Origin of the sequence: Kitasatospora sp. NPDC098652 (assembly GCF_044760155.1) — a bacterium.
Taxonomy (GTDB): Bacteria; Actinomycetota; Actinomycetes; order Streptomycetales; family Streptomycetaceae; genus Kitasatospora.
In genome coordinates, this window is the sequence record NZ_JBIWAQ010000011.1 from 187,442 (window position 1) to 209,921 (window position 22,480).

The 22,480-nt window shown below is 74.5% G+C and carries 24 protein-coding genes; 2 read left to right on the forward strand and 22 right to left on the reverse strand.

Annotated features, from left to right (window positions below; translation table 11 throughout):
• Positions 1 to 39: 39 nt before the first annotated feature.
• From ACIQWA_RS24085 to ACIQWA_RS24095, 3 genes are read right to left on the reverse strand one after another with little or no spacing between them, the layout of a single operon-like run.
• Positions 40 to 1,062: a nitronate monooxygenase gene (locus ACIQWA_RS24085; protein ID WP_402485576.1), complete on the reverse strand. Its 1,023-nt coding sequence runs from the start codon at positions 1,060 to 1,062 to the stop codon at positions 40 to 42.
• Between the two features lie 59 nt (positions 1,063 to 1,121).
• A complete protein-coding gene (locus tag ACIQWA_RS24090) occupies positions 1,122 to 1,748 on the reverse strand; it encodes a response regulator (protein WP_375890835.1) in 627 nt (208 codons plus the stop codon).
• Positions 1,745 to 2,956: a sensor histidine kinase gene (locus ACIQWA_RS24095; RefSeq protein ID WP_360230273.1), complete on the reverse strand. Its 1,212-nt coding sequence runs from the start codon at positions 2,954 to 2,956 to the stop codon at positions 1,745 to 1,747. Before ACIQWA_RS24095 ends, ACIQWA_RS24090 begins: the two co-directional genes overlap by 4 nt.
• A 162-nt stretch (positions 2,957 to 3,118) precedes the next feature.
• On the opposite strand from ACIQWA_RS24095, the gene ACIQWA_RS24100 reads away from it, so the two are divergent.
• Both ACIQWA_RS24100 and ACIQWA_RS24105 read left to right on the forward strand, forming a co-directional pair.
• Positions 3,119 to 4,195, forward strand: a complete 1,077-nt coding sequence (locus ACIQWA_RS24100; protein ID WP_402485581.1) for an ABC transporter permease — start codon at positions 3,119 to 3,121, stop codon at positions 4,193 to 4,195.
• Complete coding sequence (locus tag ACIQWA_RS24105) at positions 4,192 to 4,872, forward strand: ABC transporter ATP-binding protein (protein WP_402485584.1); 681 nt, start codon at positions 4,192 to 4,194, stop codon at positions 4,870 to 4,872. The genes ACIQWA_RS24100 and ACIQWA_RS24105 overlap by 4 nt, the downstream gene beginning before the upstream one ends.
• Position 4,873: 1 nt before the next feature.
• On the opposite strand, the gene ACIQWA_RS24110 is transcribed toward ACIQWA_RS24105, so the two are convergent.
• From ACIQWA_RS24110 to ACIQWA_RS24200, 19 genes are all read right to left on the reverse strand, one after another.
• Entirely contained in the window at positions 4,874 to 5,470 is a 597-nt protein-coding gene (locus ACIQWA_RS24110) for a Uma2 family endonuclease (RefSeq protein WP_402485587.1), read from the reverse strand.
• A gap of 100 nt (positions 5,471 to 5,570) precedes the next feature.
• Positions 5,571 to 6,281: a GntR family transcriptional regulator gene (locus ACIQWA_RS24115; protein WP_402485590.1), complete on the reverse strand. Its 711-nt coding sequence runs from the start codon at positions 6,279 to 6,281 to the stop codon at positions 5,571 to 5,573.
• Positions 6,282 to 6,454: 173 nt separating this feature from the next.
• Positions 6,455 to 7,411, reverse strand: a complete 957-nt coding sequence (locus ACIQWA_RS24120) for an ornithine cyclodeaminase family protein (protein WP_402485593.1) — start codon at positions 7,409 to 7,411, stop codon at positions 6,455 to 6,457.
• Positions 7,408 to 8,439, reverse strand: a complete 1,032-nt coding sequence (locus ACIQWA_RS24125) for a proline racemase family protein (protein ID WP_402485596.1) — start codon at positions 8,437 to 8,439, stop codon at positions 7,408 to 7,410. Before ACIQWA_RS24125 ends, ACIQWA_RS24120 begins: the two co-directional genes overlap by 4 nt.
• A gap of 89 nt (positions 8,440 to 8,528) precedes the next feature.
• On the reverse strand, positions 8,529 to 9,890 hold the full coding sequence (locus tag ACIQWA_RS24130) for an aldehyde dehydrogenase family protein (protein ID WP_360230283.1): 1,362 nt from the start codon (positions 9,888 to 9,890) through the stop codon (positions 8,529 to 8,531).
• A gap of 37 nt (positions 9,891 to 9,927) precedes the next feature.
• Positions 9,928 to 10,932, reverse strand: coding sequence for a proline racemase family protein (locus ACIQWA_RS24135; RefSeq protein ID WP_402485599.1), 1,005 nt, complete (start codon positions 10,930 to 10,932; stop codon positions 9,928 to 9,930).
• Between the two features lie 94 nt (positions 10,933 to 11,026).
• Complete coding sequence (locus ACIQWA_RS24140; RefSeq protein ID WP_402485706.1) at positions 11,027 to 11,890, reverse strand: dihydrodipicolinate synthase family protein; 864 nt, start codon at positions 11,888 to 11,890, stop codon at positions 11,027 to 11,029.
• A 137-nt stretch (positions 11,891 to 12,027) separates the two neighbouring features.
• Positions 12,028 to 13,452: an FAD-dependent oxidoreductase gene (locus ACIQWA_RS24145; RefSeq protein ID WP_402485602.1), complete on the reverse strand. Its 1,425-nt coding sequence runs from the start codon at positions 13,450 to 13,452 to the stop codon at positions 12,028 to 12,030.
• Positions 13,433 to 13,753 carry a (2Fe-2S)-binding protein gene (locus ACIQWA_RS24150; RefSeq protein WP_360230290.1) on the reverse strand — a complete coding sequence of 107 codons (321 nt, stop codon included), beginning with the start codon at positions 13,751 to 13,753 and terminating at the stop codon, positions 13,433 to 13,435. Before ACIQWA_RS24150 ends, ACIQWA_RS24145 begins: the two co-directional genes overlap by 20 nt.
• A gap of 130 nt (positions 13,754 to 13,883) precedes the next feature.
• A complete protein-coding gene (locus ACIQWA_RS24155) occupies positions 13,884 to 15,044 on the reverse strand; it encodes an NAD(P)/FAD-dependent oxidoreductase (RefSeq protein WP_402485605.1) in 1,161 nt (386 codons plus the stop codon).
• A gap of 164 nt (positions 15,045 to 15,208) precedes the next feature.
• A complete protein-coding gene (gene tatC / locus ACIQWA_RS24160; RefSeq protein ID WP_402485709.1) occupies positions 15,209 to 16,105 on the reverse strand; it encodes a twin-arginine translocase subunit TatC in 897 nt (298 codons plus the stop codon).
• 157 nt (positions 16,106 to 16,262) lie between these two features.
• The gene (tatA, locus tag ACIQWA_RS24165; RefSeq protein WP_402485608.1) at positions 16,263 to 16,541 is read right to left on the reverse strand and encodes a Sec-independent protein translocase subunit TatA; all 279 of its coding nucleotides are present in this window, start codon (positions 16,539 to 16,541) and stop codon (positions 16,263 to 16,265) included.
• 192 nt (positions 16,542 to 16,733) lie between these two features.
• On the reverse strand, positions 16,734 to 16,910 hold the full coding sequence (locus tag ACIQWA_RS24170) for a hypothetical protein (RefSeq protein WP_360230298.1): 177 nt from the start codon (positions 16,908 to 16,910) through the stop codon (positions 16,734 to 16,736).
• Between the two features lie 21 nt (positions 16,911 to 16,931).
• Positions 16,932 to 17,162, reverse strand: coding sequence for a hypothetical protein (locus ACIQWA_RS24175; RefSeq protein ID WP_360230300.1), 231 nt, complete (start codon positions 17,160 to 17,162; stop codon positions 16,932 to 16,934).
• A gap of 3 nt (positions 17,163 to 17,165) precedes the next feature.
• Positions 17,166 to 18,122: a WYL domain-containing protein gene (locus ACIQWA_RS24180; RefSeq protein WP_360230302.1), complete on the reverse strand. Its 957-nt coding sequence runs from the start codon at positions 18,120 to 18,122 to the stop codon at positions 17,166 to 17,168.
• On the reverse strand, positions 18,119 to 19,099 hold the full coding sequence (locus ACIQWA_RS24185; RefSeq protein ID WP_402485613.1) for a helix-turn-helix transcriptional regulator: 981 nt from the start codon (positions 19,097 to 19,099) through the stop codon (positions 18,119 to 18,121). The genes ACIQWA_RS24180 and ACIQWA_RS24185 overlap by 4 nt, the downstream gene beginning before the upstream one ends.
• Before the next feature lie 199 nt (positions 19,100 to 19,298).
• Positions 19,299 to 19,682 carry an FKBP-type peptidyl-prolyl cis-trans isomerase gene (locus ACIQWA_RS24190; protein ID WP_360230306.1) on the reverse strand — a complete coding sequence of 128 codons (384 nt, stop codon included), beginning with the start codon at positions 19,680 to 19,682 and terminating at the stop codon, positions 19,299 to 19,301.
• Positions 19,683 to 19,843: 161 nt separating this feature from the next.
• Positions 19,844 to 21,166 carry an FKBP-type peptidyl-prolyl cis-trans isomerase gene (locus ACIQWA_RS24195; RefSeq protein ID WP_402485616.1) on the reverse strand — a complete coding sequence of 441 codons (1,323 nt, stop codon included), beginning with the start codon at positions 21,164 to 21,166 and terminating at the stop codon, positions 19,844 to 19,846.
• 218 nt (positions 21,167 to 21,384) lie between these two features.
• Positions 21,385 to 22,374, reverse strand: coding sequence for an FKBP-type peptidyl-prolyl cis-trans isomerase (locus tag ACIQWA_RS24200; protein WP_360230310.1), 990 nt, complete (start codon positions 22,372 to 22,374; stop codon positions 21,385 to 21,387).
• Positions 22,375 to 22,480: the final 106 nt, after the last annotated feature.

Below are 22,480 nucleotides of genomic sequence, written 5' to 3' on the forward strand. Positions count from 1 at the left end.
CGGGCGACAACACGCCGTGCCCGGCGCGTGCCCGGCGCACTACCCCCGCGCGCTCCGCCACAACCGCGCCACGAGCTGGTCCGCCGGGCCGGTGGCGGCCAGGTGGTGGGCGGTGCCGGCCCAGAGGTGCATGGCGGCGGTGTCGGCGCGGCGGGTGGCGGCGGCGCGCAGCGGGGCGGTGAGGTGGTGCACCTCGGGGTAGGCGGGCGGGGCGTACAGGCCGTGGCGGTCGATGAAGGCGTTGCGCAGGCCGCGGGCGGGGCGCCCGGTGAAGGCCCGGGTGACCACGGTCTCCGGCAGTTCGGTGAGCGCGGCCCGGTGGGCCGCCGAGGCGCCGGACTCGTCGGAGCGCAGCAGCGCCGTCCCCAGCTGCACCGCCGCCGCCCCCGCCCGCAGCGCCGCCGCGACCGCCGGGCCGTCGCCCAGCCCGCCCGCGGCGATCAGCGGCAGCGGCGTCACCGCCCGTACGGCGGGCAGCAGTTCCAGCAGCGGCAGCTCCCCGGGCCGGTCCGTCACCCGGTGGGTGGCGCGGTGTCCGCCGGCCTCCGGGCCCTGCACGCACAGGACGTCCATGCCGACCGCCTGCGCCGCCCGCGCCTCCTCCGGGGTGGTGACGGTGCCGACCTGCAGCGTCTCCGCCGCGCGCAGCGCCGCCGCCTCCTCGGCCGTGGGCAGCCCGAAGGTGTACGAGACGACCGGCACCGGGTCGGCCACCAGCGCGGCCAGCTTGGCCTCCCAGTCGTCCCGGTCCGGCCCGATCTCCTCCGGCAGCGCGACCCCCCAGCGCTCGGCCTCGGGCCGCAGCCGCTCCCGGTAGGCGGCGACGGCCGCCGGATCCCCGGGCGGGGCCGGCACGAACAGGTTCACCCCGTACGGCCGGTCGCTCGCCTTCCGCACCTCGGCGATCTGCTCGACCATCGCGGCGGCCGACTTGTACCCCGCCGCGAGGAACCCCAGCCCGCCGGCCCGGTTCACCGCGGCCACCAGCTCGGGGGTGGAGGCCCCGCCCGCCATCGGGGCGCCGATCACCGGCACGGCGAGGTCATCGAGGCGGACGGTCATCGGGGCGGCTCCTCACGCGGCTGCGGGCACGGATCGCCCCCACCCTACGCCCGGCCGGCTCAGCGGATCAGCCCCCGCCCGCGCGCCTCCCGCACCGCCGCGGTGCGCGAGTCCACGCCCAACTTCGTGTAGATGTGCACCAGATGGGACTTCACGGTGGCCTGGCTCAGGTGCAGCCGCTGGCTGACCTGCTGGTTCGTCAGCCCGTCCGCGACCAGCCCGAGCACCTCGGTCTCCCGCGCGCTGAGCGCCGCCGCGGGCGTGCGCATCCGTTCCAGCAGCCGGTCCGCCACGCTGGGCGCCAGCGCGCTGCGGCCCGCCGCCGCGGCCCGGACCGCCTGGGCGAGTTCCTCCGGCGGCGCGTCCTTCAACAGGTAGCCGGTGGCGCCGGCCTCCAGGGCCGGCAGGGTGTCGGCGTCGCTGTCGTAGGTGGTGACCACCAGGACCTTCGGCGCGCCCGCCCGGGCGGTGATCGCGGCGGTGGCCTGGGCCCCGTTCATCGCCGAGCCGGGCCCGAACTGGAGGTCCATCAGCACCACGTCCACGCCCGGTCCGGCCGCCAGCTCGACGGCCCGCTCGGCGGTGGCGGCCTCGGCGACGATGGCGAAGTCCGGTTCGCTCTCCAGCACCGCCCGCAGCCCGGCCCGCACCACCGGGTGGTCGTCGGCGATCAGCAGCCGGATCACGGGCCGGCCTCCGGCGCCGGGGCGACGGGCAGTTGCACGGCCAGCGCCGTCCCCTCCCCGGGCGCCGACTCCACGGTGAAGCTGCCGCCGAGCGCCCGGGCCCGGGCCCGCATGGAGGGCAGGCCGAAGCCGCCGTCCCCGCCGGTGCGGCCGGCCACCGCCGCCGGGTCGAACCCGGCCCCGTCGTCGAACACGTCCAACGCCACCTCGCCCTCCATGTAGCTGAGTGTCACCTCGGCCCGCGAGGCCTTCGCGTGCCGCACGGTGTTGCCGAGCGCCGACTGCGCGATCCGCAGCAGCGCCACCTCCTGCGCGGCGGGCAGCCGCACCTGCTCCCCGGAGACGTGCAGGTGGACGGGCAGACCGCTGTGCGCCGTGGTGGTCGCGCACAGCCGCTCCAGCGCGACGGACAGTGGGTCGCCGTCCAGCGCGGGCGGGGTGAGCGCGCGGACGAAGCGCCGGGCCTCGTCCAGGTTGTCCTGGGCGGCCTGCCGCGCCTGCTCGACGTACCCGGCGGCGGCCTCGGTGCGCTCGGGCAGCGCCCGCTGGGCCGCGCGCAGCAGCAGTTGGATGGAGCTGAGGCTCTGCGCGAGGGTGTCGTGGATCTCCCGGGCGAGCCGCTCGCGCTCGGCGAGCACGCCGGCCGCGTGGTGGGCGGCGGCGAGGTCGGCGCGGGCGGCGGTCAGTTCGTCGATCAGCCGGCGCCGTTCCTCGCTCTCCCGGTACAGCGCCTGGTAGCCGAGCACGGTGGCGGTGGCGACGGCCGCGCCGAGCAGCGGCCCGATGGCGGCGGCCGGGTTGAAGCCGTGCTGGTGGAAGGACCAGCCGGCGATCGCCGCCGCGGCCGTCAGCCCGACCGCGGCCGGCCCGCTGCGCCGGCCGAGCAGGTGCAGTTCCAGGAAGTACAGCGGGAACGCCAGCCACACCCCGTCCTGGGTGGCGACCAGCACGCCCGCCCAGGTGACGCCGAGCAGGGCCAGCCAGAGCGCCGCGCCCCGGCGGGAGCGGTGCACGGCGGCCAGCCTCGGCCCGACCGCGTACACGGCGGCCATCGCGGAGGCCGCGGCGCCGACGGCGGCCGGGTCCCCGCCGCGGTCGGCGAAGGCGGCCCGGGCGACGGCGAGCGCCAGCAGGCCCGCCACGAGCAGGTGCAGGCAGAGCCGGAGGACCAGGGCGACGGGAGTGGTTCTGGATCGTTCGGTCGCCATCCCTCCAGCCTAGGTTCCGGCCCGGCGCCCGGCATCAATCAAAAGGTTGAACTCCGCTTCTGCCCTTCGATGCCCAGGATGCAATCCCCGGCGCGATGCCCGCGGGCCCCCTGCTCGGCGACCGTGGGGGCATCGCTCGTTCCGTCCGCAGAAAGGCCCACCGTGTTCGTCGCCTGGAGGGATCTGGGGTTCGCCAAGGGGCGCTTCGCCCTGATGGGAACCGTCATCGTGCTGATCACCGTACTGGTCGGCATGCTGTCCGGGCTGACCGCCGGACTCGGCCGGCAGAACATCTCCGCGATCAGCGGCCTGCCCGCCGACCACCTGGCCTTCGGCAAGCCCGCCGACGGGCAGGAGCTCAACTTCACCGACTCCCAGGTCACCCCCGACCAGTGGCAGGCCTGGGCGCGCGAGCCCGGCGTGACCTCCGCCCAGCCGCTCGGCATCACCACCACCAAGGCCGCCGCCGGGCAGCGCACCGCCGCGCTCTCCGCCTTCGGTGTCCCCGACGGCTCCGACCTGGCCCCGCAGGGCGGCCTGATCGCCCCGGGCAGGGCGGTGCTCTCCCGGACGGCCGCCGAGAAGTTGGGCGACCTCACCCCCGGCGCCGGCTTCACCCTCGCCGGGCACCCCCTCCAGGTGGCCGCCGTCGACGGCGACGCCGCCTACAGCCACACCCCGGTGATCTGGACCAGCCTCACCGACTGGCAGCAGTTCGCCCCCGGCGGCGCCGGCCACGCCACCGTCATCGCCCTCCACACCGCCGCGGGCGCCGACCCGGCCGCCGCCGACGCCCGCCACGACACCGTGACCCGCACCCGGGACGACGCCCTCGCCGCGATCGGCTCGTACACCTCCGAGAACGGCTCCCTCCAGCTGATGCGCGGCTTCCTGTTCGCCATCTCCGCGCTGGTCATCGGCGCCTTCTTCACCGTCTGGACGATCCAGCGCAGCGGCGACATCGCCGTGCTCAAGGCCCTCGGCGCCTCCACCCGCTACCTGCTGCGCGACGCCCTCGGCCAGGCGGTGCTGCTGCTGGTGCTCGGTACGGCCGTCGGCACCGCGATCGCCCTCGGCGCCGGCTCGCTGATCGGCTCCGCCGTGCCCTTCGTCCTGGACGCCCCGACCCTGCTGCTGCCCGCCGCCGTCATGATCGCCCTCGGTGCGGTCGGCGCGGCCCTGTCCATCCGGCGGATCACCTCCGTCGACCCGCTGACCGCCCTGGGGAGCGCCCGATGAGTCTGGACCTCGACCGCATCACCTTGACCTACCCGGACGGCGACGGCCGGCTCACCGCCCTGGACGACGTCTCGCTGACCGTCCCCAAGGGCACCCTCACGGCCGTCGTCGGCCCCTCCGGCTCCGGCAAGTCCAGCCTGCTGGCCGTGGCCGCCACCCTGATCGCCCCGGACTCCGGCCGGGTCGTGGTGGACGGCACGGACACGGCGGGCCTCGGCCGGGCCGAACTCACCGCCCTGCGCCGCACCCGGATCGGCATCGTCTTCCAACAGGCCAACCTGCTGCCCTCGTTGACGGCCGCCGAACAGCTCCAGGTGATGGCGCACCTGGACGGCCGCTCCCCGCGCAGCGCCCTCCCCCGCGCGCTGGAACTCCTGGACGCCGTCGGCCTGCGCGACCAGGCCGCCCGCCGCCCGCACCAGCTCTCCGGCGGCCAGCGCCAGCGGGTCAACATCGCCCGCGCCCTGATGAACGACCCCACCGTGCTGCTGGTCGACGAGCCCACCAGCGCCCTCGACCACGAACGCGGCGCCGCCGTCCTGGAGTTGATCACCGAACTCACCCACCGCCGGGCGACCGCCACCGTCCTGGTCACCCACGACCGCACCCACCTGACCGCCGTCGACCAGATCGCCGAGGTCCACGACGGCCGCCTGACCGTCCCGGTCGTCGGCTGAGTTACTTCTTGGCGCCGAGTACGTCGTCCACCGAGAGCGTCACCGACGCCCCGATCGACTCCGGCAGGGTGAACGACTGCCCGGGGTGGTGGACGGCGTGCACCCGGTACTCGCCGTCCTTGGGGTCGGTCAGCACCATCACCCGCTGGTTCGTCCGGTCCACGATGACGTAGACCGGCACCCCGGCCTCGGCGTACAGCGGCGGCTTGACCTTCAGATCAGTCGTGAAGTTCGACGACGTCACTTCCAGGACGAGACGGAAGACTGCTGGGTCATAGCAATTGCGTTCGATCAGGTGTTCTTGGTAGTCGGCATCAACGACGCACAGATCCGGAATCGCGTAGTCGGACGGTCCGCCCGGCAACCACAGGCCCATCCCTTGAACGACTCGGGATGTATCACCATGGAGCCCCGCCGCCCACAACGGGATCATCAGGTCCGTGAGCGTCTCTCCATGTGGCCCATCCGGAGGCGGCGTCACCGTGATCTGACCTCCAAGAATCTCGACCCGATGCCCCACGAGTCGATCAGAGATCAGCTCGGCGGCTTCGAGCAGCGTCATCTGCTCGAAGGGCTCTTCCACTGCTGCGGCGGACATGGAGTTCCTCCTGACTGCCGATGTCGAGAGCATCATCGTAGGACGCGAGCGCCTCCCGGCACCCGCTTCCCATCTTTCACCCGAACGGGTGGTTTGACCCCTACCGAGCCCGGAGTCGCAGGCCCGGGCGCTCCGTCTCGGCCTCCTCGCCCTGGCCCGCCCAGAGCGAGCGGACGTGGCTGAGGTGGCGCGTCATGCAGGCCTCGGCCGCCTCGGCGTCGCCGCTCAGCATCAGGTCCAGCAGCTCGACGTGCTCCTCCGCCGAGGAGACCAGCTGCCCCTGCTCGTCCAGCCGCGTCAGCCCGTACAGCCGGGAGCGCTTGCGCAGGTCGCCGACCACCTCGACCAGCCGGGCGTTGCCGGCCAGTCCGAGCAGGTCGAGGTGGAACTGCCGGTCCGCCTCCAGGTAGCCGATCAGGTCGTGCTTGCGCGCCGCCGCGACGATCGCCTCGGCCTCGGGGCGCAGCCGCTCCAGCTGCTCCTTGGTGGCGGTGCGGGTGACCAGGCCGACGGTGGGGACCTCGATCAGGGCGCGGATGCCGGTGTAGTCGTCGAGGTCGCGCTCGGTGAGTTCGGTGACCCGGAAGCCCTTGTTGCGGACGGCCTCGACCAGGCCCTCCCGGGCGAGGTCGAGCATGGCCTCGCGGACGGGGGTCGCGGAGACGCCGAAGTCGGCGGCGAGGGCGGGGGCGGAGTAGACGACGCCGGGGCGCAGTTCACCGGAGATCAGGGCCGCCCGGAGCGCGTGGGCGACCTGGTCGCGGAGCCGCTCCTGCACGGAGATCAGGGTGCGGGACTTGAGCTCGGCCATGGTGTTCCTCCGGTGGGTGCAGAACACCAGCGTACAATGTCACGTTACGTTGAGCGTGCAACAAACCGGGAATCCGAACAGCCTGTCACGGTCGCCGCCGCCGATGTTCATGGTGGCAGCGACCACCGGTCGGCACAACGGTCGACGACACACCGGCAAGGAGGCCGCAGCCGCTACGGGGACTGAGGCGACGACGCCCCGGCCCGGTACACCTCCGCCGCCACCGCCAGGTCCTCCCAGGCCATCCCGACGCTCTTGAAGAACCGCGGCCGCCCCTCCGGCAGCAGCGCGTCGCCGCGCACCAGCTCGGCCAGGTTCCACACCTGCCGCCGCCCGAGCGCGCCCGCCAGCAGCAGGTCCCCGGCCTCCCGGGCCGCGACGGCCCGCGCCTCCACGTACAGTTCGGCCCGCCCGACCAGCACCTCGTCCACCTCCCGGGCGTCCGGCTCGTGCGAGCCGACCGCCGCGACGGCCGCGTGGGCGGGCACCAGCGCACCGTCGAACAGCGGTGTGCGCGCGGTCGTGCAGCAGACCACCACGTCCGCCCGCCCGACCGCCTCCGGCCCGCCCACCGCGGCGGTCAGGCCGAGCGCCCGCCCGTACTCGGCCAGCGCGGCCGCCCGCCCGGCGTGCCGCGCCACCACGGTGAGCCGCCGCAACGGCCGCACGGTCAGCAGCGCGTCCAGGTGCCCGTAGGCCTGCGGCCCGGAGCCGAACACCACCACGTGTTCGGCCTCCGGGACCGCGAGCCGCGCCAGCGCCGCCGCCGTCACGGCGGGCGTGCGCAGGGCGGTGAGGGCCGCGCCGTCCAGCAGCGCCAGCGGCTGGAGCGTCGGCCCGTCCAGCAGCAGGTAGCTGCCGGTGATCCGGGGCAGTCCGCGCGCGGGGTTGGCCGGCGCCACCCCGGCGATCTTCACCCCGGCGTACGGCCCGGCGGCGGCGGGCATCAGCAGCAGCTCGCCGGCGGGCACCGGTACGGCCGACCGGGCGGGCGCCGCCTCCGGGTCCACCCCGTCCAGCAGCGCCCGCTCGATCGCCCGCACCGCCCCGGCGGGCCCGACTCCGCCGGTGCCCGGCACGGCGTACTGGAGCGGCTCAGCCCCCGCGCCGGGCAGTACCTCTGGGGTCACAGCGTGAACCCCGTTCCGAGCGTGTCCCCGGGCTCCAGCACGAACAGGTGCTCCCCGGTGCGGTACGCCGTGCCGCCGACCTCGGTGACCACGCCCGCCCCCAACGGGTCCCCGCCGTCCAGCACCCGCCCGGTGAACACCGTGCCGATGACGGACTCGTGCCGCAGCTCCTCGCCCGGCGCGATCCGCCCTTCGGCGGCGAGCACCGCGAGGCGCGCGGAGGTGCCGGAGCCGCAGGGCGAGCGGTCGATCTGCCCGTCCGCGAACACCACCACGTTCCGCTGGCTCAACACCCCGTCGTCCGAGGGAAGTTCGTCGTACAGCACGACCCCGTACACCCCGGACAGCCGCGGGTCACTCGGGTGCGCGACCGCTTCCGAACCGGCCAGCAGTGCCCTGATCTCCCGCCCCACGGCGACGAGTTCGGGCAGCAGCCCGGGCTCGACGGCGAGCCCGAGCGCGGCCGCCGGCACCGAGGCGTAGCACGCCCCGGAGTGCGCCACCGCGACCTCGACCGTCCCCCACGAGGTCTCGACCGGCAGTTTCAGGGCGCTGACCCGGCTCGGCACGTTGCGGAAGGTGACCCCGGTGGTGTGCCCGCCGCTGCGCCGCACCAGGGCGGTGACCCGCCCGGAGGGGACGTCGATCCGCACCTGGGCCACGCCGTCCGCGGGGGCCGGGACCAGCCCGGAGTCCACGGCCCAGGCGCCGAGCGCGATGGTGCCGTGCCCGCAGGCGGTCGAGTAGCCGTCCTTGTGCCAGAACAGCACGCCCAGGTGGGCCTCGTCGTCGTCCGGCGGCACCAGGAACCCGCCGTACATCCCGGCGTGCCCGCGCGGCTCGCGGACCAGCAGCTGCCGGACCTCCTCCAGGGCGCTCGGCCGGGGCGCGGTCGCACTGCCGCCCGCGCCGATCGCGATGGCCCGCCGCTCGGCGACGCTGTCGCCGGGGATCGGGGGCACCCCGTCCAACACGATCCGGAACGGCTCACCGGCCGTGTGGTAGTCGACCGTACGGACGCACTGCACCGGCCCCGCCCCGGACCCAGCGCCCGGCCCCGCAGCAGCCCCCGAGCCCGGCCCCGAGCCCGGCCCCGAGCCCCGCGCCACCCCCGGCATCACAGCCCCCCGCCCGGCAGCACACTGATCGTCCGGCCGACGGTGTAGAACTCCAGCGCCGCCCGGCCCTGTTCGCGCTCCCCGTGGGCCGCGCCCTTGGTCCCCCCGAACGGCAGGTGGAAGTCGACACCGCTGGACGGGGCGTTGACCCGGATCATGCCCGCGTCCAGCCGGTCGGCCACGGCCAGCGCCGCGTCCAGGCCCCGAGTGTGCACCGAGGTGGCCAGGCTGTGCGGGGTGTCGTTGGCGAGCGCGACGGCCGCGTCCAGGTCGGCGGCCGCGTGCAGCACCGCGACCGGTCCGAAGAACTCCTCACGCGCCAGCGGGTGTTGCGGGGGGACGTCGGCGAGCAGGGTCGGCTCGACGTACCAGCCCGCCCGGTCGGACGCACGCCCGCCGACCAGCACGCTCGCCCCGGCCGCCACGGCCGACTCGACCGCCGCCACCAGCCGCTCCCGCGCGTCGGCGCCGATCACCGGCCCGCAGACCGCGTCGTCCACCGCCGCCAGCGCCTTGACCAGGGCCTCGCGCAGCGGCTCGTACGCCGCCCCGACCGCGATCACCCGGCTGGTGGCCGTGCACTTCTGCCCGGCGTACCCGGCGATCGCGGCCGCGATGTGCCCGGCGGCCAGCTCCACGTCCGCGTCCGGCAGCACCAACGCCGCGTTCAGGCCGCCGAGTTCGGCCTGCACCGGCACCCCGCGCCCGGTGGCGGCCTGGACCACGGCCCGGCCGACCCCGGTGGAGCCGGTGAAGGAGACCACGTCCGCCGCCCCGACCAGCGCCGCCCCCTCCTCCGCGCCGCCGGGCAGCACCGCGAGCACGTCCGGGGGCAGCACGGCCGCGGCCAGCTCGGCCAGCCGCAGCGCGCACGCCGTCGCCTCCGGCGCGGGCTTGAGCACCGCGGTGTTGCCCACCGCCAGCGCCGGTGCGGCCTTCCAACTCGGGATCGCCAGCGGGAAGTTCCACGGCGTGATCAGCCCGGCCACCCCGTGCGGCCGGCGCCGGGTGAGCAGCAGCCCCGGCCCGGCGGCGGTCTCGTGCACCGCACCGGACGGCTCGTACGGCGCCTGGGCGTAGTAGCGCCAGATCGCCGCCGTCCGGGCGACCTCCCCCCGCGCCTCGGCGAGCGGCTTGCCGACCTCGCGCACGATCAGCGCGGCGAGCTCCTCGGCGTGCGCCTCGACCGCCTCGGCGATCCGGCCCAGCGCGGCCGAACGGGCGCCGGCGCCGGCCGCCAGCCAGCCGGCCTGTGCGGCCCGGGCCCGCCCCACGGCGGCCCGTACGGCCTCGGCGCCGGGTGCCTCGACGGCGACCACCAGGTCGGTCGGGTCGGCGGGGTTGTACGAGGTGATGGTCACAACTAGCAGCCCTTCGGAGCGCGTTCGGGAGAGAGCGTCAGAGCAGGAAGCCCGCCGGGAACGGGTCGTCCGGGTCGAGGAAGTACTGGGCGGTGCCGGTGATCCAGGCCCGCCCGGTCACGGTGGGCACCACGGCCGGCCGCCCGGCCACCTCGGTCTCCTCGACCAGCCGCCCGGTGAAGGTGGTCCCGATGAAGGAGTCGTTGCGGAAGTCCCGCCCCAGCGGGAGTTCGCCGCGCGCGTGCAGCTGCGCCATCCGGGCCGAGGTGCCGGTGCCGCAGGGCGAACGGTCGAACCAGCCGGGGTGGATGGCCATCGCGTGCCGGGAGTGCTCGGCGGTGGAGCCGGGGGCGAGCAGCTGGACGTGGTGGCAGCTGTGGATGGAGGGGTCCTCCGGGTGCACCGGCCGGTCGGGGCTCGCGTTGATCGCGGCCATCAGGGCCAGGCCGGCGTCCAGGATGTCCTGCTTGCGCTCGCGCTCGAACGGCAGCCCGAACTCGGCGAGCGGCAGGATGGCGTAGAAGTTGCCCCCGTAGGCGAGGTCGTAGCCGATGGTGCCGTGGCCGGGCACCTCGATCTTGCGGTCCAGCGCGACGGAGTACGAGGCGACGTTGCGGATGGTGACGGCCTTGGCGGCGCCGCCCTCCACCCGCACCTCGGCGACCACCAGTCCGGCGGGGGTGTCCAGCCGTACCGTGGTGACCGGCTCGACCACCGGCACCATCCCGGTCTCGACCAGCACGGTGGCGACCCCGATGGTGCCGTGCCCGCACATCGGCAGCAGCCCGGAGACCTCGATGTAGAGCACCCCGAAGTCGGCGTCCGGCCGGGTCGGCGGCTGGAGGATCGCGCCGCTCATCGCGGCGTGCCCGCGCGGCTCGTACATCAGCAGGGTGCGGAAGTGGTCCAGGTGCTGCTGGAAGTGCACCCGGCGTTCGGCCATGGTGGCGCCGGGGATGATGCCGAAGCCCCCGGTGATCACCCGGGTCGGCATGCCCTCGGTGTGCGAGTCGACGGCGTGGAACACGTGACGGCTGCGCATTCCGCACAACTCCTCTGACGAAGCGGTTGGTTGAGGCCGGCTGCCCGCGCAGCCGGCCGAACGACGGGTGCTGCCGGGGGTTTGAGGACGGGCCCTACCCGAGGCCCTCCGCGAGGGCCTTCTCGGTGGCCGCGCGCACGGCCGTCTCGATCTCCGGCTCCAGCGGCCGGCGCGGCGCCCGGACCGGCCCGCCGGGGCGTCCGGCGATGTCCATGGACAGCTTGATGGCCTGGACGAACTCGGTCTTGGAGTCCCAACGCAGCAGCGAGTGCAGCGACTTGTAGAGCGGCAGCGCGGTCTCCAGGTCGTGCCCGACGGCCGCGCGGTACAGCGCCACGGACGCCTCGGGCAGCGCGTTCGGGTAGCCGGCGATCCAGCCGACGGCCCCGGCCAGCGCCAGTTCCAGCAGCACGTCGTCGGCACCGATCAGCAGGTCCAGCCCGGGCGCCAGCTCGGCGATCTCGTAGGCCCGGCGGACGTCCCCGCTGAACTCCTTGACCGCCACGATCGAGCCCTCGCCGTGCAGTTGGGCGAGCAGCGCGGGCACCAGGTCGACCTTGGTGTCGATCGGGTTGTTGTACGCGACGACGGGCAGCCCGGCCCGGGCGACCTCCGCGTAGTGCGCCCGCACCGAGGCGTGGTCGGCCCGGTAGGCGTTGGGCGGCAGCAGCAGTACGGACCCGGCGCCGGCCTCGGCGGCCTGCTCGGCCCAGCGGCGGGACTCGGCACTGCCGTAGGCGGCGACCCCGGGCATGACCCGGGCGCCGTCGCCGGCCGCCTCGACCGCGACCTCGACGATCCGGGTGCGCTCCTCGGCGGTGAGCGTCTGGTACTCGCCCAGCGAGCCGTTGGGGACGACGCCGTCGCAGCCGGATTCGATCAGCCAGCGGACGTGCTCGGCGTAGGCGTCGTAGTCGACGGAGAGGTCCGGGCGCAGCGGGATCGTGGTGGCGACCATGATGCCGCGCCAGGGGCGGGTGGTGTCGTGCGGGGCGATGGACACGTTGGGCTCCTTGGTGAGGTGTGACATTTTATAAACAGCGACAGGCCGGAGACAAGGGTCCCCGCCCGAGACGTTCCGACGGACCGGGCCGGTTAGGAGGCGCCCTGATCCCCCGGGCCGGCCGCCAGCTGCGAGAGCGGCACCGGGCAGGCCATCGGCCGCCGGTCCGCCCCCGGCTCCGCCGCACCGGACAGGCAGGCCACGGCCGGACCGCACATCCGCCCCTGGCACCAGCCCATCCCCGCCCGGGTGAGCAGCTTGACGGTCCGGGGATCGCCCGCGCCCAGCTCCTCCACCGCTTCCTCGATCCGCGCGACCGGCACCTCCTCGCACCGGCACACGTCGGTGTCCGGCCGCAGCCATCCGGTCCAGCCGGGCCCGGGCCGGTGGGCCGCCGCCATCAGCGCGGCGAACTCGCGCAACCGGGCCCGGCGGCCGAGCAGCGCCCGCCCGGGCCGCACCCCGGCGACCGCGTGCGCGGCCAGCTCCCCCTCGGCGAGCGCGAGGTCCGCGCCGCCGACGCCGTTGGTCTCCCCCGCGGACCAGAGTCCCGGGACGGAGGTGCGCAGCCGGGCGTCGACCCGCAGCGCGACCGCGCCGTCCGGCCCGGTGGCGGTGTCCGCGCCGAGTTCGGTGGCCAGGTCGATCTGCGGCAGCAGCCCGTGGCCGACGGCGAGCGCGTCGCAGGCGATCCGCCGCTCGGTGCCGGGCAGCGGCCGCCAGTCGGCGTCCAGCCGGGCCACGGTGACGGCGGTGACCCGGTCCGTCCCGTGCGCCTCCACCACCGCACTGCGCGGCCGCAGCCGTACCCGGTGCCGCAGCAGCGCGCCGCCGTGCCCGGCGCCCTCGACGAGCTTGGCGGGGACGGCCGCCAGCACGCCGGGGCGCCGGGCGTACCCGAGGTAGTCGCTCGCCTCGACCACCGCCGGGACCTCCGCCCCGGCGGCGACCAGCGAGGACGCCGCGGCGAGCAGCAGCGGTCCGCTGCCGGCCACCACGATCCGCCGGCCGGGCAGCACCAGCCCGGCCTTGAGCATGGCCTGGGCGCCGCCCGCGGTGACCACCCCGGGCAGCGTCCAGCCGGGGAAGGGCAGTTGGCGCTCGTACGCGCCGGTGGCGAGCAGCACCGCCCCGGCCCGGAGGGTGGCCCGGTCGGCGGCCTGCGGGCCGCGGGTGATGTGCAGGGCGAAGCCGTCGGCGGTCCGCTCCGGCGCCCACACCTGGTGCCCGCCGCGGAACTCGGCCCGCGGGTGGGCTTCGAGCCGCGCGGCCAGCCCGGCGTACACCGGCCAGTGGTGGTGCAGGCGGTCCGGGCGGCGCGCGCCCAGCCCGGGCGCCGGGTGCCGGTAGTACTGCCCGCCGGGCCGGTCCGCGCCGTCCAGCAGGACGCAGCGCAGCCCGAGGTCGGCGGCGGTGACGGCGGCGGCCAGCCCGGCCGGCCCGGCCCCCACCACGGCGAGGTCGAAGGATCCGACGGCCTCCGGGGGCCGGGTCGACTCAGACGGCGAGATCGGCACGGCCGTGGCCCTCCTGGCTGGTGACGACGGTGCCGGGCTCGGCGGGCAGCAGGCAGAGCCGCTGGTTGGCCCGGCCGTCCACGGTGGCCAGGCAGTCGAAGCAGGCGCCGATCCCGCAGAACGCCCCGCGCGGACGCCCACCGTTCCGGGTGGTGCGCCAGGCGAGCACGCCGTCGGCCCAGAGCGCGGCGGCGATCGACTGCCCGGGCAGGGCGCGGACGGCCCGCCCGTCGAACTCGATCTGGTACCCGGGCCCGGGGTCGGCCCCGACCAGCCCGGCAGGGGTTCGGCGACGCGTCACCGGCTTCTCCATTCCGTCGTCCAGCTCATCCGATCCGTTCCCGCCACCGCCCCGCCCGCACCCACGCCCGCCACCGCCACCGCCCCGCCCGCACCCACGCCCGGCACCGCGCCGCCCGCACCCACGCCCGTCACCCCGCCGGGAACCGGTCGGCCCGGAACGGCGCGAGGTCCAGTTCCGGCCGCTTGCCGGTCAGCTGCTCGGCGATCAGCAGCCCGGTGGCGGGCGCCAGCCCGATCCCGGCCCCCTCGTGCCCGCAGGCGTGGTAGAGCCCCGGCACCCGGGGGTCCTCGCCGATCGCGGGCAGGTGGTCCGGCAGGTACGGGCGGAAGCCCCGGTAGGTGCGCATCACGCTGACGTCCGCGAGCACCGGGAACAGCTCCGCGGCCTGGACGGCGAGCCGGCGCAGCACCTCCTGGGAGAGGGTCCGGTCGAAGCCGACCCGCTCCCGGCTGGCGCCGATCAGCACCGGTCCGCCCGGGGTCCCCTCGACCACGGCGGAGGTCTGCAGCCCGGCCGAGCCGCTGGCCACGTCCGCGACGTAGTCGGCGGCGTAGACCTTGTGCCGGACGATCCTCGGCAGCGGCTCGGTGACCAGGACGAACCCGCGCCGGGGCAGTACCGGCAGGTGCACCCCCGCCAGCGCGGCCAGTTCGCCGCCCCAGGTGCCGGCCGCGTTGACCACCGCGGGGGCGGCCAGTCGGCGCCGGGCGGTCCGTACGCCGCGCACCGCGCCGTCCGGGCCGCGCTCCACGGCCGTCACGTCCTCTCCGGTGATCAGTTCGGCGCCCGCCCGGCGGGCCTCGCGCAGCAGGTGGGCGGCGGCGAGCGCGGGCTGGACCTGGGCGTCCTGGGGATAGTGGTAGCCGCCCGCGAGCCCGGGGGCGAGGTGCGGCTCCAGCTCGTGCAGCCGCTCGGCCGGGACCTCCTCGGCGATCACCCCGGCCGCGGCCTGCCCGGCGGCGAAGGCCCGCAGCGCCTGCTGTCCGGCCTCGGTCGAGGCGACCACGACGCCACCCTTGGGCTCGTACTCCACGGCCGGGCCGAGCTGTTCGGCGAGTTCGCGCCAGAGCCGGGTGCTGAGCAGGGCGAGGTCGAGTTCGGGCCCGGGTTCCTTGTCGGAGACCAGCAGGTTGCCCTCACCCGCCCCGGTGGTGCCGCCGGCGACCGGCCCGCGGTCGACGACGGCGACGGCGAGCCCGACCCGGGCGGCGTAGTAGGCACAGGCGGCGCCGACGACTCCGGCGCCGACCACGACGACGTCCAGTGGAGGTGTCCAGGTCTTCAACACGCCAGTAATATGTCACATGCCATCTGCTCTGCCAAGAGTCCCTTTACCTTCCCGAGGGAGTGCCCCGGAACAGCTACCTTCCCGAGGGAGTCCCCCGGAACAGCAGACGGCCCCGGCCCCGCACGAAGCGGGAACCGGGGCCACCGGCCCGGTCACTCACCGGCTCAGGTGATGTCGTCCATCTGCTCCCGCCGCGCACTCGGCACCGGAGCGACACCCGCCGCCGGCGTCGCCGAGGCCTCGACGGTCTCCGCGCCCGCCACCGGCTGCACCGAGAGGTCCACCTGCGAGGCCTCCTCGTCGTCCAGCTCGGCGTCCGGGTTGTTCCGGCGCCTGCGCCGGTCGTTCATCAGCGCGATGCCCACCGCGAAGAAGTACAGCGCCCAGATCGGCGCGGCCAGCGCCAGCATGCTCAGCGGGTCGGCACTCGGCGTCGCGAAGGCCGCGAACACGGTGATCGCCATGATCATCCCGCGCCACCAGCCCAGCAACCGCTTGCCGGTGACCATGCCGATCATGTTCATCATCACGAGCAGCAGCGGGAACTCGAAGGCCAGGCCGAAGACCAGCACCATCCGCGTCGCGATGTCGAAGTAGTCGTTCGGCGGCAGGATCGGTGTGGTCTTGTCCGGGGTGAAGCTGACCAGGACCTCGATGGTCGTCGGCAGCACCAGGAAGGCCACGGCCACACCCGCCAGGAACAGCGGCGCCCCGAAGGCCATGAAGATGACGGTGTACTTCTTCTCGTGCTTGTGCAGACCGGGCGCCACGAACGCCCACACCTGCCACAGCCACACCGGCACCGCACCCACCACGCCGGCCGTCAGCGCCACCTGGAGCATCCAGGTGAAACCGGAGGTCAGACCGATGTTCGAGACCTGCGCGCACTTGCCGTGGTAGTGCAGTTGCTCCTCGGGCGTGTTGCACTGCGGCAGCGGCTTGAGCAGGAACGTCTCGATCTGCTTGTGGTAGATCAGGGCGACGATCGTGATCAGCACGATCGCCAGGACCGACTTGACCACGCGGTTGCGCAGTTCCCGCAGGTGATCGGCGAGGGCCATCCGCCCCTCAGGATCCTTGGGCGCCTTCTGCGGCGCCTTGGAGAGCTTGCTCAACCCCGGTCCTCAACTCGTGCGTCGAGGCCCGCCGGTCGACGGGCCTCCGTGGTCGCTCGCGGCACCCGTGCCGCGTCCCTCGCGTACGTCACGCGCGCCGCGCTCAGTGCGGGCGCTCGCCGCCGGGCGCACCCGGCCCGTCGCCGGGCGCCGGCTCGACGCTCCGGGCCTCCGGCCGCGCCGAGACCTGTGGCGGGGCGGACGGCCGGACGGCCGGTGCGCTCCCCGCCGGCTCGTCCTCCGAGCGCATCGCCCTGGCCTCGCTCTTGAGGATCCGCAGCGACTGCCCCAGCGAGCGCGCCAGGTCGGGCAGCCGCTTGGCCCCGAACAGCACGACGGCAACCACCACGACCAGCACGATCGCGGTCATCGAGAAGCGCATGCGCCGACCACCTTCAGCATCCGCGGCCCGACAGACCGCCCGCCGCGGATGGTAACCGCTGCGGATGACGCCCCGACGACGGCCGCCCGAACAGGACAGCGGCCCCGACCGGCAGGACTGGAGCCACTGGAGAGCGTAACCCGCCCTCACCTCCGGACAGCAGCCCCCGTACCGCCGATGCCCCCGACCGCGCTAGCGGGCGGGAACGGCCTCGGCCAGCTCCCCCGCCGCCTCGGCCAGCGCCCGGGACGCCGCGTCCACACCCTTGGCCAGCGCCCGCACGTCCAGCCAGAGCCGGATCGCGAGGACCCCGAGGACCAGCAGGCCCGCGGTGGCGAGCAGGACGGCGGCGACGAGCATCCAGGACATGCGCCCCACCCTATACGGGGGTCACCCCTCCACCGGGACGAGCCGCATGGTGCGCACCCCCGCCGCGGTGAGCGCCTCGACGATCTTCTCCCCGGCCGGCTTGCGCACCGCCGCCCCGCAGAGCGGGCAGCCGAAACTGTAGTGCGCCTGCGCGGGAGTCCGGCCGAGGGTCAGCCGGAACTCCTCGGCCGGGAGCTCGACCTTCTCCCGGCACTGCGAGCAGTACACCTTGAATCTCGTCCCGGGCTCCACCGCTCAGTTCCGCCCCTCCCCGTAGGCGGCCAGCGCCTCCCGCGCGGCCGAGCGCGCCTGCTCGGCCAGTTCGGGCGGCGAGACGATCCGGCCGTCCCGGCCCAGCCGCAGCGCCAGCGGGCGCAGCTGGGAGGGGTCGGCGCTGCGCAGGGTGATCCGCAGCCCGCCGTCGGGCAGTTCCTCGGCCCGGTCGTGGGTGTAGTACTCGGCGACCCAGCGGCCGCCGGAGGAGACCTCGACCACCACCTCCGGGTCGTCGGCGGCCGGGTTGACCAGCCCGCCGCTGAGGTCGCGCGGCTCGCGCCGGGGCGGGTCGGCCGGGACGTCCAGGACGCGGATCTCGGCGACCCGGTCCAGCCGGAACATCCGGTGGTCCTCCGAGGTGCGGCACCAGGCTTCCAGATAGGTGTGGCCCTCGGTGAGCAGCCGGATCGGGTCGACCTCGCGCTCGGTCATCCCGCCGCGCCCGTGCGAGTAGTAGCGCAGCCAGAGCCGGCGGCCCTCGCTGAGCGCGCGGTCGATGTCGGCGAAGACGTGGCTCTCGGCCTCGAAGGTCACGCCGACCCGGGCACTGCCCTCGGCGCTCTCCCCCGCGGCGTTCTCGATCTTGGCGACGGCCCGGGTGAGGGCCTCCCGGTCCCCGGCCCGCAGACCGGGCAGCCCGGCCACCGCCCGGGCGGCCACCAGCAGCGCGGTCGCCTCGTCGGCGGCCAGCCGCAGCGGCTGGGCCACGTCGTCGACGTTGTGCCACCAGATCCGCTCACCGTCGGTGTCGATGTCGAGCAGGTCGCCGCCGCGGAAGCTGGTGCCGCACATCGGCAGCACGTTGAGGTCCGCGATCAGCTCGCGCTCGCTGATCCCGAACGCGCGCGCCACCTCGGCGACCTCGGCCCCGGGGCGCTCGCGCAGATAGGTGACCAGCGACAGCATCCGTCGCGTCTGGTCGATCGCATTGCTCATGCCCGAACGTCCTCCGTGTCCAGCCCCGCGACCGCCCGCAGCCGGTCGATGACATCCGCCCGCAGCTCCTCCGGGCCGAGCACCAGCACGTCGGGCCCGAACTCCGCGAGGTCGGCGCCCAGCCCGTTGCCGTACGGGATCTCCAGCTCGTCCCAGACCTCGTCGACCCGGGCGCTGCCGAGCGCCTTGGTGCGCAGCGGGAAGCCCGCGCCCCGGCGGACCCGGACGGTCGCGGTGGCGGTGGCCCCCTCGCCGGCGAACTTGGCCACGGTGGCCCGGACGTCCACGTGCTCGGGCACGGTGCCCAGGAAGGCCCCGCTCTTCGCCTTCACCCTGCCCGTGATCCGGCTGAGCCGGAACACCCGGGCGTCGCCGCGGTCCCGGTCGTACCCGGCCAGGTACCAGTGCCCGCGCCAGCACTCCAGCGCCCACGGCTCGACGCTGCGCTGCTCGACGGCCGCGGCACCGGCCTTGCGGTACTCGAAGGTGACCGGACGGCGGTCCCGGGCGGCGGTGAGCAGCGGCTCGAACGCGGCCTCCCGGGCGGGGATGCGCGGCTCCAGGGCGGTCCGGCCCTCGGCCTCGGTGAACGGCACCCCGGCCGCGCGCAGCTTCTGCAGCGCGCCGCTGGCCGCGCCGGACATCTTGGCCTGCTGCCAGACCCGGGCGGCCAGGGTCAGCGCGGCGGCCTCCTCGGCGTCCAGCGCGATCTCCGGCAGCCGGTTGCGGTCGGCGCGGGCGAGGTAGCCCAGCTCGCCGTCCAGCGCGCTCTCGTCGACGTCGATCACCAGGCCGAGCTCGCGCAGGTCGTCCTTGTCCCGCTCGAACATCCGGTTGAAGGCGTCCTCGCTGCTGTTCTGCCAGGCTTCGCGGTAGGCCTCGATGGATTCCCGCAGCTCCTTCTTGGAGAGCGGACGTCTGGTGTTCATCAGGCACAGGGCGAGATTCATCAGCCGCTCTGCCTTGGCGATCGCCATCGCTGACCCTTCCGGTGTGCCGCGCCGCGCGCGGGGTGCGCCAACCGGGCGATCCCCACCCGGCGGGACCGACCGTACCGGTAGCGGTACGCACTGCAAAAGCCGCGTCCCGCGGCCGGTCCCCGGGAGTCGCCGTCCGGGCCCGGGAACGGCCTCGGGCCGGGCCCCCGAAGGGGTCCGGCCCGAGGTGACGGCAGGCTCAGACGGCCAGCAGGTCGACCACGAAGATCAGGGTCGAGTGCGGCGGGATGAGCGGCGACGGCGACTGGGCGCCGTACGCCAGGTGCGACGGAATGGTCAGCTCGCGACGGCCGCCGACCTTCATGCCCTTGACACCCTGGTCCCAGCCCTTGATGACCCGGCCGCCGCCCAGCGGGAAGCGGAACTCGTTGGGGCTCCGGTTCCAGCTCGCGTCGAACTCCTCGCCGGTCTCGAAGGTCACGCCGACGTAGCGGACGGTGACGTTCTGGCCCGACTTGGCCTCCTCGCCGTCACCGACGACGATGTCGCGGATCTGCAGCTCGGTCGGCGCGTCGCCGATCGGGAAGTCGATCTCGGGCTTCTCGTTCAGGTTCACAGCCATGGTCCCTCTTCTCACGTTCCCAGATTCCCTGCACGACCAAGCGGCGGACACCCGTACCGCGGCCCGTCCGGACCACGCTACGGGCGCCCGCCGCCCGCCGGGACACGGCCACGCGGCCGGACCCGAAGGTCACACGCGCACCATTGTCCCCGAAAAGTCGATCAGCCCTGACCGGCATCCAGGATGTCCACCACGAAGACCAGGGTCGCGCCGGGCGGGATGTCGCCCTGCCCCTTGTCGCCGTAGCCCAGCGAGGCCGGGATCACCAGCTCGACCCGGCTGCCGACGGTCTGGCCCGTCAGCCCCTGGTCCCAGCCCTGAATGACCTGGCCGCCGCCGACCGCGAAGGAGAACGCCTGGCCCTTGCTGAGCGAGGAGTCGAAGACCTTGCCGTCCTTGGCCAGCGCGCCGGTGTACTGGACGACGACCTTCTCGCCCTTCTCCACCACCGGCCCGGTGCCCTTGATCAGGACGTGGGTCTTGAGCTCGGTCGGGTCCTTGGCCCCGGCCACCGGGGTGATGTCGGCCGGCTTCTTGCCGTTGTCCTTGACCTGCGGGAAGTCCGCGGGCGGCGGGGTGACGGTGCCGCTGACCACCGCGTCGGGCGCGTTGGCGTTGCGGATGTCGATCACGAAGATCAGGTTGTCCTTCGGGCCGATCGACATGTCCGGCTTGCCCTGCGAACCGAAGCCGGCCGCCGGCGGGGCCACCACCAGCAGTCGGCTGCCGGCCTTCTTCCCCATCACGGCCTGGTCCAGCGCGGGGATCAGCGCGTCGGTGCCGGCCTGGAAGATCTGCGGCTTGCCCTTGTCGTCGTACGAGCTCGGGATGTCCTTGCCGGTGTTCCAGTCCTTGGCGGTGTAGTCCACCGAGGTCCAGGAGTTCTTGTCCACCTTGGGGCCGTTGCCCTCGGACAGCACCTTCACCACGAAGGAGCCGTCGGAGGCCTCGCCCGGCACCTGGATCTCGGCCTTCTTGCCGAAGTCACCGGTGACGGTCGGCAGCACCTTGGCGCTGTCCTTGATCGGCGGCACCGGCTCGGCGGTCGGCGTGGGCGGCGCGGACTTCGTCGCGTCCGGCTGGGCGACCGAGGCGGTGTCCTTCGACGAGTCCTTGTTCACCATGTACAGCGTGATGCCGCTGCCGACCAGCAGCACGGCGAGCACCGTGCCGAGGATCACGCCCAGCTTGCCGACGCCGGGCGGGTTCTCGTCGTACCCCGCCTCCGAGGTGTCGTCCGCCTTGCGCACGCTGCTGGCGAAGATCTGCGGGGCGTCGTCGTCGTTCGACTTGGGCCCGGTCACGCGCGGCTTCTCGCCGGGCTGCGCCCAGCCCGCCTGCTGCGCGAGGATCGCCGGGGGCACGACGATCGACTCGCGGTCCGCCGCGACCTGCCCTCCCGGGCGGGAGGCGGCCGGGTCACCAGCAGAGCCGTCGTTCGCCGCGGTGCCGGCCCCGCCCGGGCTCGGCGTCTTCTCAGTCATGACTCCCCATCCATCTCGCCACGAGGTCTTCCAGGTCTGCGCCCGGCGTGGTGAGCGCCGGCCTGCCGCCGTACCCGTCCGCCCCCGGACCCCGGCGCCGGGCGGCGCCTGCCACAGTGCGAGGGCAGTATGACAGCTCAGGATGAGGACGGACGCTTCGTTGTACGAGCGTCCGCCCAAGCGTACGGAATCCTCCCAGCGACTTCCTAGAGCGCCCGCTAGACCGCTTCCAGAATGTCGATCACGAAGACCAGCGTGGAGTTCGGCGGCACCGAGCCCTGGGCCTGGTCCTTGTACCCCAGCGCCGGCGGCACCACCAGCAGCACCCGGCTGCCCACGGTCTGCCCCACCAGCCCCTTGTCCCAGCCCTCGATCACGCTGCCGGTGCCGATCTGCACGGCCTGGGCCCCGCCGTGGGTCCAGGAGGCGTCGAACTGCTGCCCGTTGCTCCACAGCACCCCGGTGTACTGCACGATCAGGGTCTGCCCGGTCTTGACCTGCTTGCCCTCGCCCTTGATCAGCACGGCCTGCTGGAGGTCGGCGGGCGCGGCCTGCCCGGCCGGGACGGTGATCCCCACCGGCGCCTTCCCGTTGTCCTTGACCTGCGGCAGCGTCGCGGCGGGCTGGGTCATGTTCCCGGTCAGCGTGGAGTCCTGCGGCAGGTCCTCCACGATGTCCAGCACGAAGACCACGGTGTCGCCCTTGTTGACGCCCAGCTGGGTGGAGCCCTGCTCGCCGAAGGCGGCCGCCGGCGGGGCCACCACCAGCAGCCGGGTGCCCACCTTCTTGTCGATCACGGTCTGGTCCAGCGCCGGCACCAGCTGCCCGCTGCCGGCCTGGTAGAGCTGGGGCTTGCCGTTGTCGTCGTACGAGCTGGGCAGGTCCTTGCCGGTGGTCCAGTCCTTCGCCGTGTAGTTGACGGTCACCCAGTCGCCCTTGCCGACCGTCGACCGCTCACCGTCCGTCACCGTGTTCACCACGAACTGGCCGCTGGGCTGCTGCCCCTCGGGGATGGTGATGGTCGCCTTGCTGCCGAAACCACCACCCGAAAGAGTGGGCATCGGGGAGGCCTCGCTCACCGGCGCCGGCACCGTCGGGGCCGCGCTCGCGGTGGACGGCGTCGCCGGTCCGGCCGCCTTGGGCGAGCTGTCGCAGGCGGCCGCGAGCAGCAACGGCAGGGTGAGAAGCAAACCGGCGGTGCGGCGCACGGTGGTCCTAACTGTCGGTCGAAGTCGGCTCTCCTGACTCGACGGACAGCGTATGCCCGGCATGCGTCCGGCCCCGGTAGACACCACCGGGGCCGGTCAACGCCAG

What these genes read in the sequence shown, in the direction of transcription:
- ACIQWA_RS24185 (WP_402485613.1), bottom strand. Translation starts at nt 19,099, where the DNA reads ATGGCGATCGCCAAGGCAGAGCGGCTGATGAATCTCGCCCTGTGCCTG.
- ACIQWA_RS24135 (WP_402485599.1), bottom strand. Translation starts at nt 10,932, where the DNA reads ATGCGCAGCCGTCACGTGTTCCACGCCGTCGACTCGCACACCGAGGGC.
- tatA (WP_402485608.1), bottom strand. Translation starts at nt 16,541, where the DNA reads ATGCGCTTCTCGATGACCGCGATCGTGCTGGTCGTGGTGGTTGCCGTC.
- ACIQWA_RS24105 (WP_402485584.1), top strand. Translation starts at nt 4,192, where the DNA reads ATGAGTCTGGACCTCGACCGCATCACCTTGACCTACCCGGACGGCGAC.
- ACIQWA_RS24170 (WP_360230298.1), bottom strand. Translation starts at nt 16,910, where the DNA reads ATGTCCTGGATGCTCGTCGCCGCCGTCCTGCTCGCCACCGCGGGCCTG.
- tatC (WP_402485709.1), bottom strand. Translation starts at nt 16,105, where the DNA reads ATGGCCCTCGCCGATCACCTGCGGGAACTGCGCAACCGCGTGGTCAAG.
- ACIQWA_RS24085 (WP_402485576.1), bottom strand. Translation starts at nt 1,062, where the DNA reads ATGACCGTCCGCCTCGATGACCTCGCCGTGCCGGTGATCGGCGCCCCG.
- ACIQWA_RS24095 (WP_360230273.1), bottom strand. Translation starts at nt 2,956, where the DNA reads ATGGCGACCGAACGATCCAGAACCACTCCCGTCGCCCTGGTCCTCCGG.
- ACIQWA_RS24180 (WP_360230302.1), bottom strand. Translation starts at nt 18,122, where the DNA reads ATGAGCAATGCGATCGACCAGACGCGACGGATGCTGTCGCTGGTCACC.
- ACIQWA_RS24115 (WP_402485590.1), bottom strand. Translation starts at nt 6,281, where the DNA reads ATGGCCGAGCTCAAGTCCCGCACCCTGATCTCCGTGCAGGAGCGGCTC.
- ACIQWA_RS24195 (WP_402485616.1), bottom strand. Translation starts at nt 21,166, where the DNA reads ATGACTGAGAAGACGCCGAGCCCGGGCGGGGCCGGCACCGCGGCGAAC.
- ACIQWA_RS24140 (WP_402485706.1), bottom strand. Translation starts at nt 11,890, where the DNA reads ATGGTCGCCACCACGATCCCGCTGCGCCCGGACCTCTCCGTCGACTAC.
- ACIQWA_RS24110 (WP_402485587.1), bottom strand. Translation starts at nt 5,470, where the DNA reads ATGTCCGCCGCAGCAGTGGAAGAGCCCTTCGAGCAGATGACGCTGCTC.
- ACIQWA_RS24190 (WP_360230306.1), bottom strand. Translation starts at nt 19,682, where the DNA reads ATGGCTGTGAACCTGAACGAGAAGCCCGAGATCGACTTCCCGATCGGC.